At 74.5% G+C, this 16725-nt stretch carries 14 protein-coding genes; 8 read left to right on the forward strand and 6 right to left on the reverse strand.

The features are described from left to right. The first annotated feature begins 80 nt into the window (after positions 1 to 80). Together AB0F68_RS08685 and AB0F68_RS08690 are read left to right on the forward strand one after the other, a co-directional pair. Positions 81 to 1520 carry an APC family permease gene (locus tag AB0F68_RS08685; protein ID WP_357334029.1) on the forward strand — a complete coding sequence of 480 codons (1440 nt, stop codon included), beginning with the start codon at positions 81 to 83 and terminating at the stop codon, positions 1518 to 1520. Continuing rightward, positions 1517 to 2533 (forward strand): acetamidase/formamidase family protein, encoded by a 1017-nt coding sequence (locus AB0F68_RS08690; RefSeq protein WP_357334031.1) that lies wholly within the window; start codon positions 1517 to 1519, stop codon positions 2531 to 2533. Before AB0F68_RS08685 ends, AB0F68_RS08690 begins: the two co-directional genes overlap by 4 nt. A 106-nt stretch (positions 2534 to 2639) precedes the next feature. Here the strand turns inward: AB0F68_RS08690 and AB0F68_RS08695 are convergent, their stop codons facing one another. Together AB0F68_RS08695 and AB0F68_RS08700 are read right to left on the reverse strand one after the other, a co-directional pair. Further along, on the reverse strand, positions 2640 to 3383 hold the full coding sequence (locus AB0F68_RS08695) for a metallophosphoesterase family protein (RefSeq protein ID WP_357334033.1): 744 nt from the start codon (positions 3381 to 3383) through the stop codon (positions 2640 to 2642). A 163-nt stretch (positions 3384 to 3546) separates the two neighbouring features. Beyond that, positions 3547 to 4224, reverse strand: coding sequence for a Crp/Fnr family transcriptional regulator (locus AB0F68_RS08700; RefSeq protein ID WP_007073398.1), 678 nt, complete (start codon positions 4222 to 4224; stop codon positions 3547 to 3549). A 221-nt stretch (positions 4225 to 4445) separates the two neighbouring features. On the opposite strand from AB0F68_RS08700, the gene AB0F68_RS08705 reads away from it, so the two are divergent. From AB0F68_RS08705 to AB0F68_RS08730, 6 genes are all read left to right on the forward strand, one after another. Further along, entirely contained in the window at positions 4446 to 5108 is a 663-nt protein-coding gene (locus AB0F68_RS08705) for an adenosylcobinamide amidohydrolase (protein WP_357334711.1), read from the forward strand. Between the two features lie 80 nt (positions 5109 to 5188). Further along, complete coding sequence (locus AB0F68_RS08710; protein ID WP_357334035.1) at positions 5189 to 6373, forward strand: CapA family protein; 1185 nt, start codon at positions 5189 to 5191, stop codon at positions 6371 to 6373. 60 nt (positions 6374 to 6433) lie between these two features. Further along, positions 6434 to 7213 (forward strand): endonuclease III, encoded by a 780-nt coding sequence (gene nth, locus AB0F68_RS08715; RefSeq protein ID WP_357334038.1) that lies wholly within the window; start codon positions 6434 to 6436, stop codon positions 7211 to 7213. Further along, positions 7210 to 7812 carry a TlpA disulfide reductase family protein gene (locus tag AB0F68_RS08720; RefSeq protein WP_357334040.1) on the forward strand — a complete coding sequence of 201 codons (603 nt, stop codon included), beginning with the start codon at positions 7210 to 7212 and terminating at the stop codon, positions 7810 to 7812. Before nth ends, AB0F68_RS08720 begins: the two co-directional genes overlap by 4 nt. Then, entirely contained in the window at positions 7809 to 8498 is a 690-nt protein-coding gene (locus AB0F68_RS08725; protein WP_357334042.1) for a CoA pyrophosphatase, read from the forward strand. The genes AB0F68_RS08720 and AB0F68_RS08725 overlap by 4 nt, the downstream gene beginning before the upstream one ends. An 87-nt stretch (positions 8499 to 8585) precedes the next feature. Beyond that, complete coding sequence (locus tag AB0F68_RS08730; protein ID WP_357334044.1) at positions 8586 to 9764, forward strand: MarP family serine protease; 1179 nt, start codon at positions 8586 to 8588, stop codon at positions 9762 to 9764. A gap of 11 nt (positions 9765 to 9775) precedes the next feature. Here the strand turns inward: AB0F68_RS08730 and AB0F68_RS08735 are convergent, their stop codons facing one another. From AB0F68_RS08735 to eccCa, 4 genes are all read right to left on the reverse strand, one after another. Further along, positions 9776 to 10498: a phosphatase PAP2 family protein gene (locus tag AB0F68_RS08735; RefSeq protein WP_357334046.1), complete on the reverse strand. Its 723-nt coding sequence runs from the start codon at positions 10496 to 10498 to the stop codon at positions 9776 to 9778. 30 nt (positions 10499 to 10528) lie between these two features. Then, the gene (locus AB0F68_RS08740) at positions 10529 to 11326 is read right to left on the reverse strand and encodes a phosphatase PAP2 family protein (RefSeq protein ID WP_357334048.1); all 798 of its coding nucleotides are present in this window, start codon (positions 11324 to 11326) and stop codon (positions 10529 to 10531) included. A gap of 46 nt (positions 11327 to 11372) precedes the next feature. Beyond that, complete coding sequence (gene mycP / locus AB0F68_RS08745) at positions 11373 to 12692, reverse strand: type VII secretion-associated serine protease mycosin (RefSeq protein ID WP_357334051.1); 1320 nt, start codon at positions 12690 to 12692, stop codon at positions 11373 to 11375. Positions 12693 to 12780: 88 nt separating this feature from the next. Further along, the gene (gene eccCa, locus AB0F68_RS08750; RefSeq protein ID WP_357334053.1) at positions 12781 to 16698 is read right to left on the reverse strand and encodes a type VII secretion protein EccCa; all 3918 of its coding nucleotides are present in this window, start codon (positions 16696 to 16698) and stop codon (positions 12781 to 12783) included. Positions 16699 to 16725 lie beyond the last annotated feature (27 nt).

The raw sequence follows: 16725 nt of genomic DNA on the forward strand, positions 1-16725 counted from the left end.
TATACAATCCATGCGCATAGATCTAGCTGTCGGTCGATGGCTGGACTAACGTGCGCCTCACCAGATCAAGGAGGCGTGCCGTGACTCAACCTCCCGACCCATCCGAGACATCCGTCCAGGTCGAACGGTTCGGTTACCGGCAGGAACTGAGCCGGACCCTCACCTTCACCGACCTGCTCATCTACGGACTGATCTTCATGGTGCCGATCGCGCCCTTCGGCATCTTCGGCAGCGTGTATGCCGGCTCCGGCGGCATGGTCGCGCTGGCCTACCTCATCGGCATGGTGGCGATGATGTTCACCGCCTCCTCGTACGCGCAGATGGTCCGCGCGTTCCCCATGGCCGGGTCCGTCTACAGCTACACCGGTCGCGGCATCGCACCGCCCGTCGGCTTCCTCGCCGGCTGGGTGATCCTGCTCGACTACGTCCTCGTGCCCGGCCTGCTCTACCTGGTGGCCAGCGTGGCCATGCACTCCCTCGTGCCCGGCGTGCCGGTGTGGGTGTGGCTGGCGGCCTTCGTCGTGCTCAACACCGTCGTCAACTACCTCGGCATCAAGATGACCGCCCGGGTCAACCGGGTGATGCTCGCCGCCGAGCTGGTCATCCTCGCGATCTTCCTGGTCGTCGGCGTGGTGGCGCTGGCCCAGGGCAAGGGTGCGGGCTTCTCGTTCCGGCCGCTGTACGACGCGGGCACCTTCTCCTGGCCGCTGGTCTTCGGCGCGGTGTCGATCGCCGTGCTCTCCTTCCTCGGTTTCGACGGGATCTCGATGCTGGCCGAGGAGAGCCGCGAGGAGGCCCGGCAGATCGGCCGGGCGATGGTCGGGGCGCTGCTGCTGGCCGGTGCCCTGTTCGTCGTGCAGACCTGGGTCGCGGCCCTGCTGGTGCCGGACGCACCCGGCCTGCTCGACAACGGCGACCCGGAGGGGACCGCGTTCTACGACGCGGCCCGCGCGGCCGGCGGGGGCTGGCTGGCCGGGCTGACCGCCCTGGCCACCGCGATCGCCTGGGGCTTCGCCAACTCCCTCGTGGCCCAGGCCGCGACCTCCCGCCTGCTGTACGCGATGGCCCGCGACCGGCAGATGCCGCGCTTCCTCGCCCGGATCAACCCGAAACACAGGGTGCCCGCCAACGCCACCCTGCTGGTCGCCGCCATCTCGCTGGCCCTCGGCCTCTACATGGCCAGCCGGGACGACGGCATCTCGCTGCTGTCCACACTGGTCAACTTCGGCGCCATGACGGCGTTCCTGGCGCTGCACGTCTCCGTCGTGACCCACTACGTCGTGCGCAACGGCAGCCGGGACTGGCTGCGGCATCTGGTGGTGCCGGTGATCGGGTTCCTGATCCTGCTCTACGTCGTGATCAACGCCAAGGTCGCCGCCCAGGTGCTCGGCTTCGTCTGGTTGGGCATCGGGCTGCTGGTCCTGCTGGTCTTCTACCTGACGGGCCGGCGTCCCGAGCTCGCCGCGCTGGTCGACGTCGCCCACGAGAGCACCGACGAGCCGGTGAAGGAGCCGCAGTGACGGCCGACGTGGTGAGGTACCGGCCGGAGCCGGACGAGCTCTCCTACACCTTCGGCGGGCGCGAGGCGGTGCTCAGGGTGCGCCCGGGCGCGATCCTCGAGCTGTACACGGAGGACTGCTTCGGCGGGCGCGTCCGCAGCGTCGACGACCTGCCGTCGCGGGTCTGCCAGTTCCCGTACCTCAACCCGGTGACCGGGCCGATCCACGTCGAGGGGGCCGAGCCCGGCGACACGCTCGCCGTGCACTTCATCTCCATCGAGCCGGCCCGGGACTGGGCCGTGTCCACCACCTTCCCGCACTTCGGCGCGCTCACCGGCACCCACACGACGGCCACCCTGCAACCCCCGCTCGACGAGGTGGTCTGGCGGTACGACGTCGACGTCGCCGCCGGCACGGCGACGTACCGGGCACGGCGGGGCGACTACACCGTGGCGCTGCCGCTGGATCCGATGCACGGCACCGCCGGGGTGGCGCCGGGCGCCTTCGAGGCGCGGATGACGATCACCCCGGACGCGCACGGCGGCAACATGGACACCCCCGAGCTGCGGGCCGGGGTCACCGCGTACTTCGGCGTGAACGTGTCCGGAGCGCTCTTCGCCCTCGGGGACGGGCACTGCCGGCAGGGCCATGGCGAGGTCTGCGGCACCGGCCTCGAGGCCGCCATGAACACCACGGTCGTGGTGGACGTCGTCAAGGGGATCGGCACCCCGTGGCCGCGGCTGGAGTCGGACGACGCGCTGATGTCCACCGGCTCGGCCCGCCCGCTCGAGGACGCCTACCGGATCAGCCAGCACGACCTGGTCACCTGGACCGCCGAGCTGGTCGGGCTGGACCAGCTCGACGCGTACCAGCTGATCAGCCAGGCCGGTGAGGCGCCGGTCGGCAACGTGTGCGACACGAACTACACGATGGTGGCGAAGGTGGACAAGCGCTACCTAAGCGGGGCCCGCGGGTACGACGAGGTGCACGCCCGGCTGCGTGCGACGGCCCGCGACTACCTGACCCACCGCTGACCCACGGAGGGACCGGCCGGGTCGACCCCGGCCGGTCCCGCCACCCGCGCTGCCGCTGTCGGGCCGGGAATTCACAAACTTCACGATCTCCTGCGGGTGTGGCCGGTCAGCGGCCGTCGCGCGGGCCGAAGACGGTGAGCGCGTCCGCGTCGCTGTGGCGGGAACGCAGGTACTCGTCGGCCCAGGCGGCGGCGTCCGGGAAGCCCGACTCGGCGGCCACCCGGGCGCAGGCGGCGTCCACGTCGTAGCCGGTCCGGCGCAGTTGCACGCCCGGCCCGAGCAGCGCCCACCAGGCGCCCGCGCCGCCGTACGGCATGCCGACGCTGCCGGGGTTGACCACCAGGCGGCGGTCCACCAGCCGGGTGAACGGCATGTGGGTGTGCCCGCAGACCACCGTGCCCACCCGGGCCGGCAGCCCGGCGAAGACCTCGGCCCAGCGCTCCAGCCGGGAGTCGACCAGCACGACCTCCTCGTCGTCGCGGGGCGTGGCGTGGCAGAAGATGACCTCGCCGAGGCCGGCGACCGGCAGCGTGACGGTCGGCGGCAGCGCGGCCAGCCGGGCCACCTGGTCCTCGCGGAGCTGGGCCGCGGCCCAGTCGGACACCTCGATCTTGGCCGGTCGCCCGGCCCGCGCCTCGACCAGCTCGCGGTCGGCGTTGCCGCCGACCCAGCGGGCCCGGTCGCCGAGCGAGGCGAGCAGGTCGAGCACCTCGACCGGCTGCGGGCCGGCGGCGATGTCGCCGGTGAGCACGATTAGGTCGGCGGCCGCCACGTCCGGCTCGGCCAGCACGGCCTCCAGCGCCGGCAGCACGCCGTGGATGTCGGAGAGGACAGCTACCCGCTCGATCATCGCCCCAGCCTGCGCCCGGCCGGCCGGCTGGTCCAGCAATTCTGCGGCCGGCAGAGACGGGACCGGCCCGGCCCGTGGCCTCACCGCGCCGGGCGCGGCGCCGCCAGGACGGCAACCGGCCCGGACCGCGGAGGCGGGCCGGGCCGGGACGCTCGTGGAGGGGTCAGACCCGCGCGCGGCGGGCCAGGCGCTCCGGGTCGAGGATGATGATGCTCTTGCCGTCGAGCCGCAGCCAGCCGCGCGAGGCGAAGTCGGCCAGGGCCTTGTTGACGGTCTCCCGGGAGGCGCCGACGAGCTGGGCGATCTCCTCCTGGGTCAGGTCGTGGGTCACCCGCAGCACGCCGCCGTCGCGGGTGCCGAACCGGCCGGCCATTTGGAGCAGGTTCTTGGCGACCCGGCCGGGCACGTCCGTGAAGATCAGGTCGGCCAGCGAGTCGTTGGTCCGGCGCAGCCGGCGGGCCAGCACCCGCAGCAGCTGCTCGGCGATCTCGGGCCGGTTGTTCAGCCAGGGCCGCAGCGCCTGCTTGCGCAGCCGGACCAGCCGGGTGTCGGTGACCGCCGTGGCCGTCGCCGTACGCGGGCCGGGGTCGAAGAGCGACAGCTCGCCGACCATGTCCGACGGGCCCATCACGGCGATCAGGTTCTGCCGGCCGTCCGCGGCCCGGCGACCCACCTTGATCTTGCCGGACAGGAGGATGTAGAGACTGTCGCCGGGCTCGCCCTCGTTGAAGACGACCTCGCCCTTGCGGACCTCGATCGTCTCCATCTCCTTGGCGAGCGCCTCGGCAGCCTCCGGGTCGACACCCTGGAAGATCCCGCTGCGGGCCAGTACCTCGTCCATCGCGCACCTCCGCTTGCGCGTGCCGTCCGTCGGCCGGGTCCGCCGTCCGCTGATCCCTCGCGCGCCGCCAGTCTAGGCGCACATGAGCGGGAATCAGAGGTGCACCCCTGGAATCTTGATCGTTGGGCGTAACCTGCTCGACCCGGTCGACGACTAGGATCCCCGTCCCCCGGTCCGGGCCGGCACCACCCGTCCCCACCTGTGATCGTAGGGTGACCGGCGTGCTGAGCGAGCCGTTCCTGACCACCCGACCCGAGGACGGGTGGGACCTCCCGCTGCTGGTCTGGCGGGCCGAGACGCCGCTGCTGGCGATCGGCTCCGCCCCACTGGGCGGCGGGATCGGCGTACGGCGGTGGGTGGTCAACGCGACCGTGCCGATGTCGTACGACCGGGACGACCCCGCCGCGCACCTGACCGACCTGGCCGCCGGGCTCGGCCTGGCCGGCCCCGGCGTCGGGCTGCTGACCGGGGTCGACGTGACCGAGGTGGTGACCCGCGCGGACGGCGGCGTACGGGTCTGGGCCACGGTCGGCCTCGGCACCCCGGTCTGGGCCGCCGCGCCCGCGCCCGCAACGCCCGCCCAGCGGGTCGGCACGGTCAACATCGTCGTGTACGTGCCGGCCCGGCTCGGCGAGGCCGCCCTGGTCAACGCGGTGGCCACGGCCACCGAGGCGAAGGCGCAGGCGATCTGGGAGCTGGGGCTGCCGGCCACCGGCACCCCCACCGACGCGGTCACCGTGCTCTGCCCGGCCGACGGCGACCCGGCCCCGTACGGCGGCCCCCGCTCGGCCTGGGGCGCCCCGCTGGCCCGGGCCGTGCACGCGGCCGTCCTGGCCGGCGGCGCCGGGCCGGTCGTGCCCTGGTCCGACCGGCGGGCGGGTTGAGCGTGGCCGGTCCCGCCGATCGGGTTTTCCGACCGATCGGCCCTCGTCGCGGTGTTCCCGGGACGGTAGCGTCGCGGACGATGTACGCTCCCGCCCTCTCCGTGCCTCGTCCTCGCCGCCGCTCCGCGCGCCTCGCCGCGGCCCTCGGCGCGCTGCTCGTCGTCCTGCTCGCCGCTGGCTGCGGCGAGGGTTCCGGCGACGGGCCGATCTGGCAGCCGGGCCAGGGCGGGGGCTCGACCGGGTCGGCGGTCCCCGCCGAGGCCGACCAGCCCGCCGCGTCGGGCGAGCCGGCCGAGAAGTCGATCTCGCTGACCGCGACCGGTGACGTGATCATGGGCAACGCCCCGTCCCGGCTGCCCGCCAACGGCGGGAAGGGCTTCTTCGACGACGTCAAGGCCGCGCTCAAGGGTGACCTGGTGATGGGCAACCTGGAGGAGCCGCTCACCGACGACACCGGCGCCGGCAAGTGCGGCCCGCAGCCGAAGAACTGCTACCAGTTCCGGGCGCCCCCGGGCTGGGCGGCGCACCTGCGCTCGGCCGGGTTCCAGCTGCTCAACCAGGCCAACAACCACGGCTACGACTACGGCCAGCAGGGCTACGAGAACACCCAGTCGGCGCTGGAGGCGCACGGGCTCAAGCACACCGGCGCGCCCGGCGAGATCACCGTGGTCGACGTCAAGGGCATCAAGGTCGCGGTGGCGGGCTTCTCGTCGTACCCGTGGTCGAACAGCCTGGTCGACCTCGACGCCGCGAAGCAGGTCATCACCATGGCCAAGGGGATGGCCGACCTGGTCGTGGTGCAGGTGCACATGGGCGCCGAGGGCGCCGACCGGAGCCACGTGAAGCCGGGCAGCGAGATGTTCTTCGGGGAGAACCGGGGCGACCCGATCCGCTTCTCGCACGCGGTGATCGACGCCGGCGCCGACCTGGTGATCGGGCACGGCCCCCACGTGCTGCGCGGCATGGAGTTCTACAAGGGGCGGCTGATCGCCTACAGCCTGGGCAACTTCGCCGGCGGTGGGAAGTCGCTGAACAGCTCGGGCCGGCTCGGCTGGGGTGGCGTGTTGAAGGTCTCGCTGACCGCGGAGGGGCGCTTCGTCGGGGGCCAGTTCACCTCGACCAGGATGAACAGCGTGGGCCGGCCGGCCATCGACCGGCAGGACCAGGGCCTCGGGCTGGTCCGCGAGATGAGCGGGGCCGACTTCCCGAAGACCGGCGCGCGGGTCGACGATTCCGGCAAGATCAGCGCTCCGGCGGGCGGCTGAGGCAACCACCGCGCGCGTGGGCCCGCCGGGACGTCGTCCCCGCGACGTAGGCTGGCCGGCGTGACAACGCGCTCCCCCGAGACCGACCTCGGTCGTACGCGCCGCGCCCGGCGGATCGGCCGGGTGCTGACCGAGACCCACCCCGACGCGCACTGTGAACTCGACCACTCCAACGCGCTGGAGCTGGCCGTCGCCACGATCCTGTCGGCCCAGTGCACGGACAAGAAGGTCAACGAGGTCACCCCGAAGCTGTTCGCCCGCTACCGCACGGCGGCCGATTACGCCGGGGCGGACCGCGCCGAGCTGGAGGAGCTGATCCGGCCCACCGGGTTCTACCGGAACAAGACCAGCTCCCTGATCAACCTCGGCCGGGCCCTCTGCGAGCGCTACGACGGCGAGGTCCCCGGCAAGCTGGCCGATCTGGTCACCCTCCCGGGCATCGGGCGCAAGACCGCCAACGTGATCCTCGGCAACGCCTTCGACGTCCCCGGCATCACGGTCGACACCCACTTCCAGCGGCTCGTGCAGCGGTGGGGGCTGACCACCGAGACCGACCCGGTCAAGATCGAGCACGCGATCGGGGCGCTCTACCCGAAGCGCGACTGGACGATGCTGTCGCACCGGATCATCTTCCACGGCCGGCGGGTCTGCCACGCCCGCAAGCCGGCCTGCGGCGCCTGCACACTGGCGCAGCTCTGCCCGGCGTACGGCACCGGGCCGACCGACCCGGTGGCCGCGGCCAAGCTGCTCAAGGGGCCGCGCGCCCGGGATCTGGCGGCGGCCGTCGGCATCGACCCCGACCTGGTGCCGCAGCAGGCGGTCGCGGCGGAGGTGCCGTGACCCGCCGGTTCGCCTACCTGCTCGTCCCGCTGCTGCTCGCGGTGGCCGGCTGCACCGCCAGCACCGAGGAGTCCGCGGGCCCGGCGCCGGCCACCCGGGCCGAGCGTCCCTCGCCGTTCGCCGACTGCGCCCCGCTGGCCGCCGCGCCGGCGTCCGCCCCGGCCCCGTCCGGCACGCCGGGCGATCCGCTGCCCGACCTGGCCCTCTCCTGCTTCACGGGGGGCGCGCCGGTGAACGTCCGCGACATCAAGGGGCCGGCGGTGATCAACGTGTGGGCGTCCTGGTGCCCGCCGTGCCGCAAGGAGCTGCCCGCCTTCCAACGGCTCAGCGAGCGGGCCGACGGCCGGTTCCAGGTGATCGGGGTCAACAGCCGGGACAGCCGCGGCGGCGCCCAGTCCATCGGCGAGGACTTCGGCGTCCGGTTCCCCATGCTGGTCGACCAGGGTGACGCGTTCGAGCGGGCGCTCGGCCGCAACGCCTTCCCGCTGACCGTCCTGGTCGACGCCGACGGGCGGATCCGGCACACCGACTCGACCGGTGCGCTGGACGACGCCCGCCTCGCCGAGCTCGTCCGTACCCACCTCGGGGTGCGGCTGTGACCCGACGGCCGCCGGACTGGCTCGACCCGCTGCTCCACCGGCTCGGCACCGCGCGCGCCGAGGACTTCACCCGGCTCGCCACCCCGGAGAGCGGCGGCCGCGAGAGCGCGGTGCTGGTGCTGCTCGGCGAGGAACCGGGCGCCGGCCCGGACGTGCTGGTCCTCCAGCGCGCCGCCACGCTGCGCAACCACGCCGGGCAGCCGGCCTTCCCCGGCGGCGCGGCCGACCCGGAGGACGCCGACGCCCGCGCCACCGCGCTGCGCGAGGCGAACGAGGAGGTCGACCTCGACCCGAGCACGGTGACCGTGCTGGCCGAGCTGCCGAGGCTGTGGATCCCGGTCAGCGACTTCGTGGTCACCCCGGTGCTCGCCTGGTGGCACGCCCCGCACCCGGTGCACCCGCGCGAGCCGGCCGAGGTGGCGCATGTCGCCCGGCTGCCGGTCGCCGAGCTGGTCGACCCGGCGAACCGGATGCGGGTCCGCCACCCGAGCGGCTGGATCGGCCCGGCCTTCTCGGTGCGCGGCATGCTGGTCTGGGGCTTCACCGCCGGGGTGCTGAACACGCTGCTGGAGATGGGCGGCTGGGCCCGCCCGTGGCCGCGGTCCCGGGTGGTGGAACTGCCGCCGGCCGCCGCCCCGGCCCCCTCGGCCGGCACCGACGCGGTCGACGAGAGCCCGGTCCGCTGAGCCGACCGGGCTCACCGGCGCGAATCCGAAGGTCACGTTCAGCGAGCGGCCAGCCTCTTCCGGGCGCGGTGCCCGTACCCTTGGGGCGTGTCCGCCGTGGATCTCGTACTGCTCCTGCTCATGCTCGTGTTCGCGATCAGCGGATACCGTCAGGGCTTCGTCATCGGGGCGCTGTCGTTCTCCGGCTTCTTCCTGGGCGCGCTGCTCGGCCTCCAGCTCGGGCCGCTGGTCGCCCGGCAGTTCACCGACAGCGGCACCCGCGTGCTGATCTCCCTGGTGGCCATCTTCGGGCTGGCCGTGCTGGGCCAGGCGCTGGCCGGCTGGCTCGGCTCCAACCTGCGGGCGGCGATCACCGGGCCGGCCGGGCGGAAGATCGACGACGCCGGCGGCGCGGTCATCTCGGTCTTCGCGGTCATGCTGGTGGCCTGGCTGGTCGCCGTGCCGCTGGGCTCCTCGTCGGTGCCCTGGCTGGCCTCGTCCGTCCGCAACAGCGCGCTGCTCACCGTCGTCGACCGGGTGCTGCCGGACAAGGCGCAGGAGCTGTCCACGGCGCTGCGCGACACGGTCGACACCAACGGCTTCCCGGACGTCTTCGGCGACCTCGCGCCGACCCGGGCCCGGCAGGTCTCCCCGCCCGACCCGACGCTGGCCAACTCCCAGGTGGTGAAGAACAGCCAGCGGTCGGTGGTGAAGGTGCTGGGCTCCGCGCCGAGCTGCGCCCGCCGCATCGAGGGCTCCGGCTTCGTGTACGCCGACGACCGGGTGATGACCAACGCGCACGTGGTGGCGGGCACCCGCACGGTGGCGGTGGAACTGCGCGGCGACCGCTACGACGGCGAGGTCGTCGTCTACGACCCCGAGCGGGACCTGGCCGTGCTGCACGTGCCGGGGCTGCCCGGGCCGTCGCTGCGCTTCGCCGCCGGGGAGGCCGGCAGCGGGGCCGACGCCATCGTGCTCGGTTTCCCCCTCGACGGCCCGTACGACGCCCGCCCGGCCCGGATCCGCGACGTCGACCGGATCACCGGGCCGGACATCTACTCCGCCGGCGACGTGACCCGGGAGATCTACACGATCCGGGCGCTGGTCCGCAGCGGCAACTCGGGCGGCCCGCTGGTCTCCTCGAACGGGTTGGTGCTCGGCGTGATCTTCGCGGCCGCCGCGGACGACCCGAACACCGGCTTCGCGGTCACGTCCGCCGAGGCGCGGTCGGTGGCGCTGGCCGGCGCGGAGCGTACCCGGGGGGTGGCCACCGGCGAGTGCACCTGAGCCGGCGGCGGTCAGCCGGCGGAGGCGCCCGCCCGGGTCACGCCGTCGCCGGAGCGGCCGAGCGGCAGCTTGGCCCGGCCCCAGGTGAGCGTGCGGTCGAGCACCGCCCGCGCCATGATCGCCACGCAGGCGCCGCCGTTCAGGAAGGACGCCACCACGTCGCTGGGGTGGTGCATGCCCCGGTACATCCGGGTGAGCGCGACCCCGACCGGCACCAGCACCAGCAGGGCCCACCAGCCGACCTTGGCCGGGGTGCTCCTTGCCCGCAGCGCGAGCAGCACCGCGATGCCCACGTAGAGCGCCATCGCGGCCGACGTGTGCCCGGACGGGAAGCTGGAGGTCGGCGGCGAGTCGTCCATGTGCTCGACGGCGGGACGGGTCCGGTCGATGACCATGGTGGTGAAGAGGAAGATCAGCGCCTGCGCGCTCACCGCGGCGCAGAGGAAGAGCGGCTCCCGCCAGCGGTGCAGCACCAGCCGCAGCACCAGCGCCACCAGCACCGTCACCACGACGATCAGTTGAGTGCTGGCCAGCGTGCTGAACACCAGCGAGACGTCGTTCCAGCCGGCGGTCCGGTGCGCGGCGAACTCGCGGTTGAGCGCGTCCTCGACGGTGAACGGCCAGGTCTTCGCGAGCACCCGGGTGACCAGGAGGCCCAGCGCCACCAGGACGGCGAAGAGCAGGGCCACCGGCAGCAGGACCCGCCGGGCGATCTGGACCGCGACATCGGACATGAGCCGCCCATTACCCCGGCGGATGCCGGACTACGCGTGGCGGCCGTCCGGCCCCGGTTCGGCCAACTCCGGCTCGACCCCCTCCCGGGCGGTACGCGCCGGCCGCCGGCCGACCCGGGTCCGCCAGGTGGAGAACGCGGCCGTGGTGGCGGCGACCACCGCCACGCCGAGCAGCCAGCCGCCGACCACGTCGCTGGTCCAGTGCACCCCCAGCGCGATCCGGCTGAGCCCGGTCACCACCGCGATCAGCACGGCCGCAGTCCAGAGCGCGCCGCGCACCGCCCGGCTGTGCCGGGCGAAGGGCAGGAAGACCAGCAGCAGCACCCCGGCGGCCAGGGTGGCGTTCAGCGCGTGGCCGGACGGGAAGGAGTAGCCGGCCGCCCGGGCCACCGGGTCGAGCAGGTCCGGCCGGTGCCGGCCCACCAGCAGCTTGAGCAGTGCGCCGAGCAGCCCGCCGACGGTCATCGTGGTGACCACCCAGAGCGCCAGCCGGGGCGCGCCGCGCAGCAGCAACCAGACCACCACCCCGGCGGCGGCCACCCGGAGCGGGCCGGGCCCGAAGACGTCGGTCCAGACCGCCATCACCCGGACCCAGGCCGGATGGTCGAGGGCGTACCCGTGCAGGGCGTCGGTGATCGTGGCGTCCAGCCGGGACAGCGGCGACCAGGCGTCCAGCACCAGCAGCGCGAGGAGGGCGAACGGCACCAGCACCAGGAACGCGGCGAGGGCGGCCAGGGTGAGCCGCAGGCCCAGCGAATGGTCCGGGTCGAGGCGGCGCCGCCGCCAGGACCGCTCGGGCAGGGAGGTCAGGTGGCCGGACGTGTTCATGCGTTGGTCACTACCCAGGGTTGGGCTCCGTCAGACGGGCCGGCGGTCAGCGGTGGGACTGCCGGAACCGGCGGACCATCAGCGCGGCGCCGGTGACCAGGGCGACGAACAGGGCCAGGCCGGACCAGAGCCGTTCCGGCGCCGAGTCGTCGGCCTGGCCGGCCGGGCGGGCCGACCACCGGGTCTGCTGCTGCGGGCCGTAGCCGAACGGTTCGCCGCCCTGCCCGGCGGCGGCCCGGGTGTCGCGGCCGGCGCCGGGGGCCGGCCCGAAGCCCACCACGCCGGGAGAGTCGTTGTCGTCGAGGGGGTTGCGGCCGACCGGCGGCACGTCGGCGGTGAGCGCGGCCACCGGGTCGACCATGCCGTAGCCGAACCGGTCGTCACGGCCGGTGGGACCGAGGTCGCGGGCCGTCGTGATCAGCCGGTTGACCACGTCCCCGGCGGACATCCGCGGATAGCGGGCCCGGACCAGCGCGGCCGTCGCGGCGACCAGCGGGGCGGCGAAACTGGTGCCCTGCACCCGCCAGTAGCCCTCCGGGCGGGCGCCGTAGAGCGCGGTGGCCGGCGCGGTGAGCACGGTCTGGTGGCCGGTGATCGAGCCGGACCAGAGGTTCCGGCTGTTGCGGTCGAGACCGGCGACCGCCAGTACCCCCGGCTCGCGGGCCGGGTACCAGACCTTCGGGCTGTTCGAGGTGGCCAGGTTGCCGGTGCAGGCGACCACCACCACGTCCCGGGCGAAGGCGTAGTCGAGGGCCGCGGCGAGGGCCGGGCTGTCCCCGCCGCCGCCGAGGGACAGGTTGATCACGCGCGCGCCGTTGTCGACCGCCCAGCGCACCCCCTTGGCGACGATCAGTGCGTCGTCGTAGCGGTTCTCGTCGTCCAGGACGCGGACCGGGAGGATCCGGGCGTCCGGCGCCAGCCCCAGGACGCCGCGGTCGTCATCGGCCCGCCCGGCGATCAGACCGGCCACCGTGGTGCCGTGGCCCACCGGGTCCGGCCCGTCCCCGCCGTCCGGCGTGACCAGGTCGACGCCGGGAAGCACCTGGCCGGCCAGGTCGGGATGGGTACCGTCCACACCCGAATCGATGACCGCGACCACCACGCCGCGCCCCGTCGAGGTGCGCCAGGCCGTCTTCGCGCGAAGCTCCTCGAGCTGCCACTGCTCGTCGCGGACCTGGTCCGTCCGGGCCACCGTGTGCAGCGGGGCGAGCCGGGCCGGTTCGCGGGTCGCGACGGCTGGGGCGGCGTGCGCGGGCGGGGCCAGTGGACCGGCCACGGTGGCCACGACCGCCACCGCGCCGAGCAGCGCGCGCCCGGCGAGACGCCGGGGTGGCGCGGTGGGAACTCCCTGCCGATCCCTGGTCACATTCCCCAGCCATTTCGTCGCGTCAGACACATGCTGCTCGGAGATTACCGGGTTTCCCGTACGTCACGGTGCAACTCGGTGGGGCTGGTCACCCGGGCGGGAGATGGGCCAGCTGGACCAGGCGTACGCCCTCCCGCCGGGTGACCAGGCGACCCCGGCCCGGCGGCAGCGGGCCGGCCTTCACCTGACCGACGAGCGGACCCTCCTCCGGGGCGCCCGACATCACCAGCCCGGCCGTGGACAACTCCCGCAACCGCTGGATGACCGGCTCGAACGAGGTCCGGCCCGCACCCCCGGAGCGGCGGGCAAGCACCAGGTGCAGGCCGACGTCCCGGGCGTGCGGCAGGTGCTCCTCCAGCGCCCGCACCGGGTTGGTCGGCCCGCCGGCCACCAGGTCGTAGTCGTCCACCAGCACGAACAGCTCCGGCCCGGTCCACCACGACCGGGTACGCAGCTCCGCCGGAGTGACCCCCGGCCCGGGCAGCCGCCCCTGGAGGTAGCCGGCCGCCGACTCGATCAGCTCGGCGGTGTGCGGCGCGGCGGTCCCGTACCCGATCAGGTGCGCCGTCTCGATGGCGCCCATCAGGCTGCGCCGGTAGTCGACCAGGATCACCCGGGCCTGCTCCGGGGTGAACCGGTGGACGATCGAGGTGGCCAGCGCCCGCAGGAACGAGGACTTGCCGCACTCGGCGTCGCCGAAGACCACGAAGTTCGGCTCGCTGGCGAAGTCCAGCACCACCGGACGCAGGTCCGCCTCGGCCACCCCGATCGGGAAGGCCAGGCCGGTGGTCGCGGCCTGGTCCAGCTCGGCGTAGGGCAGCACCGGCGGGAGCAGCCGCACCGGGGGCGCGACCGGCCCGGCCCAGGCCCCGGCGACCGCCTTGACCAGGTCGCCGGTCTCGGCCCCGAGGCCGGCGACCCGGGGCTCGGCGGCGAGGAAGTGCAGCCCGCCCGCGGTGATCCCGCGCCCCGGCCGCTCCTCGGGGACGGTCGCTGCGAGCGCGCGCTTGACCACCACCGAGTCGGCCGGGTCGCCGAGGCGCAGCTCCAACCGGGAGCCGAACAGGTCCCGGATCGCCGGCCGGAAGTCCGACCAGCGCAGCGCGCTCGCCACCACGTGCACCCCGTACGCCAGGCCCCGGGTGGCCAGCTCGGTGACCAGGGGTTCCAGGTCCTCGTACTCGCTGCGCAGGGTGTTCCAGCCGTCTACCACCAGGAACACGTCGCCGAACGGGTCGGTGCCGGCCGACGTCGTCGTGGCCCGGCGCCGGCGCCAGGCCGCCATCGACTCCACCCCGGCCTCGGTGAACCGCCGCTCCCGCTCGGCCAGCAGGGTGGCGATCTCGCCGACGGTCCGGCGTACCGCGGTGTCGTCGGCCCGGCCGCTCACCCCGCCGACGTGCGGCAGGTCGCGCAGCGCGCCGAGCGTCCCGCCGCCGAGATCCAGGCAGTAGACCTGCACCTCGGCCGGGGTGTGGGTGAGTGCCAGCGCGCAGACCAGGGTGCGGAGCAGGGTGGACCGGCCGCTACGCGTGGTGCCGACCACCGCGACGTGCCCGGCCGCCCCGTCCAGGGCCAGCCAGAACAGGTCGCGGCGCTGCTCGAACGGCTTGTCGACCACGGCCACCGGCACCTGGAGGGCGCCGTGCAGCTCCGGGTTGCCCACGGTGAGCCCGCGGACCGGGTCCGCGCCGACCGGGCCGAGCAGCTCGTCGAGGGACGGTGACTCGTCGAGCGGGGGCAGCCACACCTGGTGCGCCGGCGGGCCCTGCCCGGCCAGCCGCCCGACCATCAGGTCGAGCAGGGTCTCGCCGGTCTCCTCCTCGGCGGGGAGGACGGCCGGGGTGGCCGGCTCGGGCACCGGCACCAGGTGGGTGGAGAAGGCGAGCAGCCGCGGGCTGCCGGCGCCGGCCGCCCCCGCCGGGCCGGCCCGCCGGCGTACCGCGCCGGAGACGTATGCGGCCTTGAACCGGACCAGCGGGTCGATGCCGGAGCGCAGGTAGCCGTGCCCTGGGCTGCGGGGCAGCTCGTGCGCGTCCGGCACGCCGAGCACCGTCCGGGACTCCAGCGCCGAGAAGGTGCGCAACCCGATCCGGTACGACAGGTGGGTGTCCAGCCCGCGCAGCCGGCCCTCCTCCAGCCGCTGCGAGGCGAGCAGCAGGTGCACGCCGAGCGACCGGCCCAGCCGGCCGATCTGCACGAAGAGGTCGATGAAGTCGGGCTTGGCGGAGAGCAGCTCGGAGAACTCGTCGCAGACGAGGAGCAACGACGGAAGCGGGGCGAGCGGGGTGCCGGCCGCCCGGGCCCGCTCGTAGTCGCGCACACCGGCGAAGTTGCCCGCCCGGCGCAGCAGCTCCTGCCGGCGCATCAGCTCGCCGTTGATCGCGTCGACCATCCGGTCGACCAGCGGCAGCGCGTCGGCCAGGTTGGTGATCACCGCGGCGGTGTGCGGCAGCCGTTCGAACGGCGCGAAGGTGGCGCCGCCCTTGAAGTCGACCAGCACGAAGTTGAGCTGCTCCGAGCTGTGCGTGGCGGCCAGCCCGAGCACCAGCGTGCGGAGCAGCTCGGACTTGCCCGAGCCGGTGGCGCCGATGAGCAGCCCGTGCGGGCCCATCCCGTCCTGCGCCGACTCCTTGAGGTCCAGCTCGATCGCCCCGCCGTCGGCGCCCACCCCGATCGGCACCCGGAGCCGGTCCCGGGCCGCCCGGGGCGCCCAGCCCTGCTCGGCCGTGAAGTTCTCCGGGTCGCCGAGGCCGAGCAGCTCGGGCAGGCCCGGCTCGGCGCCGCGCGGGGCGTCCGGTCCGCGTACGGTGCCGGCCAGCCGCAGCGGGGCGAGCCGGCGGGCCACCGCCTCGGCGTCGGCCGGCTCCAGCGCGTCGGCCACGCCCACCTCGGCGTGCCCCTCGGCGGAGTGCGAGTGCAGCCGGCCGTCGACCACGTCGAGCAGGAGGGCGTACCGGTCGAGCAGGCGGGGCGGCGGGGTGTCCAGGTCGAGCACGGTGACCGCGTCGATCCCGCCGTCGCCGGCCAGGTCGGTGGCCCCGGTCAGGTCGCCGCCGTCGAGCACCACCAGCACGTGCGGGCCGTCGGTGGCCGGACCGGCCGGGCTGAACCGGGACCGGCTGGCCAGCACGTCGTCGAGGAGCCGTTCCAGCTCGGCGGCGGAGCTGGTGACCAGCCGGACCGGGCCGAGCGCGTCGGTGCGGCCCGGGTGGTGGGCGTGTGGCAGCCACTTGACCCACTCCCACCGAGCCCGGCGTTCCGGCCCGGCGCAGACCGCGATCAGCAGCTCGTCGGGGGCGTGGAAGACGGCGAGCTGGGTGAGCACGGCCCGGGCCAGCGCCGGGACGGCCGGGCCGCGCACGAAGACCCGGGCGAAGCTGCGCAGCGAGAGCGCCACCGGCAGGTCCGGCACCACCGAGTACGCGTCCAGGAAGCGCCGCAGCGCCCCCGCGGTCATCGGCTCCAGCTCGTCCAGCGGCCGGGTGACCGGCGGCACCAGCGGGGTGGCCAGCGTCTGCGGCCCGACCCCGACCCGGACCACGGCGAAGTCGGGGTCGCCCGGCCGGCGCTCCCAGACCCGGTGGCTCTCCACGGTCGACCAGAGCCGCCCCGGGTCGGGGTGCCGGTAGTAGAGCCCGGCCCGCTGTGCCCCGGCGGTCTCCCGGACCCGGCGCCGCAGCGCGGCCAGGTGCCGCAGGTATTCCCGGCGGGCGGCCATCATCTCCGACTTCTTCGGGCCGGCGCTGCCCCCGGAGGTCACCAGCATCGCCACCGAGGAGAGCCCGAACATGCCGCCCACGACGTACGAGTAGGCCCCGCCGCCCCGGCCGAACATCATCGCCATGGCCACCGTCCCGCCGAGCATCGGCAGCACCATCAGCGCCTGCTGCCACCGCCCGCCGGCCACCGCGGGGATCTCCGGCGGCGCCTCGACGGGCAGCTCACCGGCCGGGATCTCCGGCGCCGGGCGGCGCGGCGGCCGCTTGATGACGACAGTGGACACTCCGCCTCCCCATGGCTCTCGGTAACC

Source organism: Micromonospora sp. NPDC023966 (assembly GCF_040639095.1).
Classification (GTDB): Bacteria; Actinomycetota; Actinomycetes; order Mycobacteriales; family Micromonosporaceae; genus Micromonospora.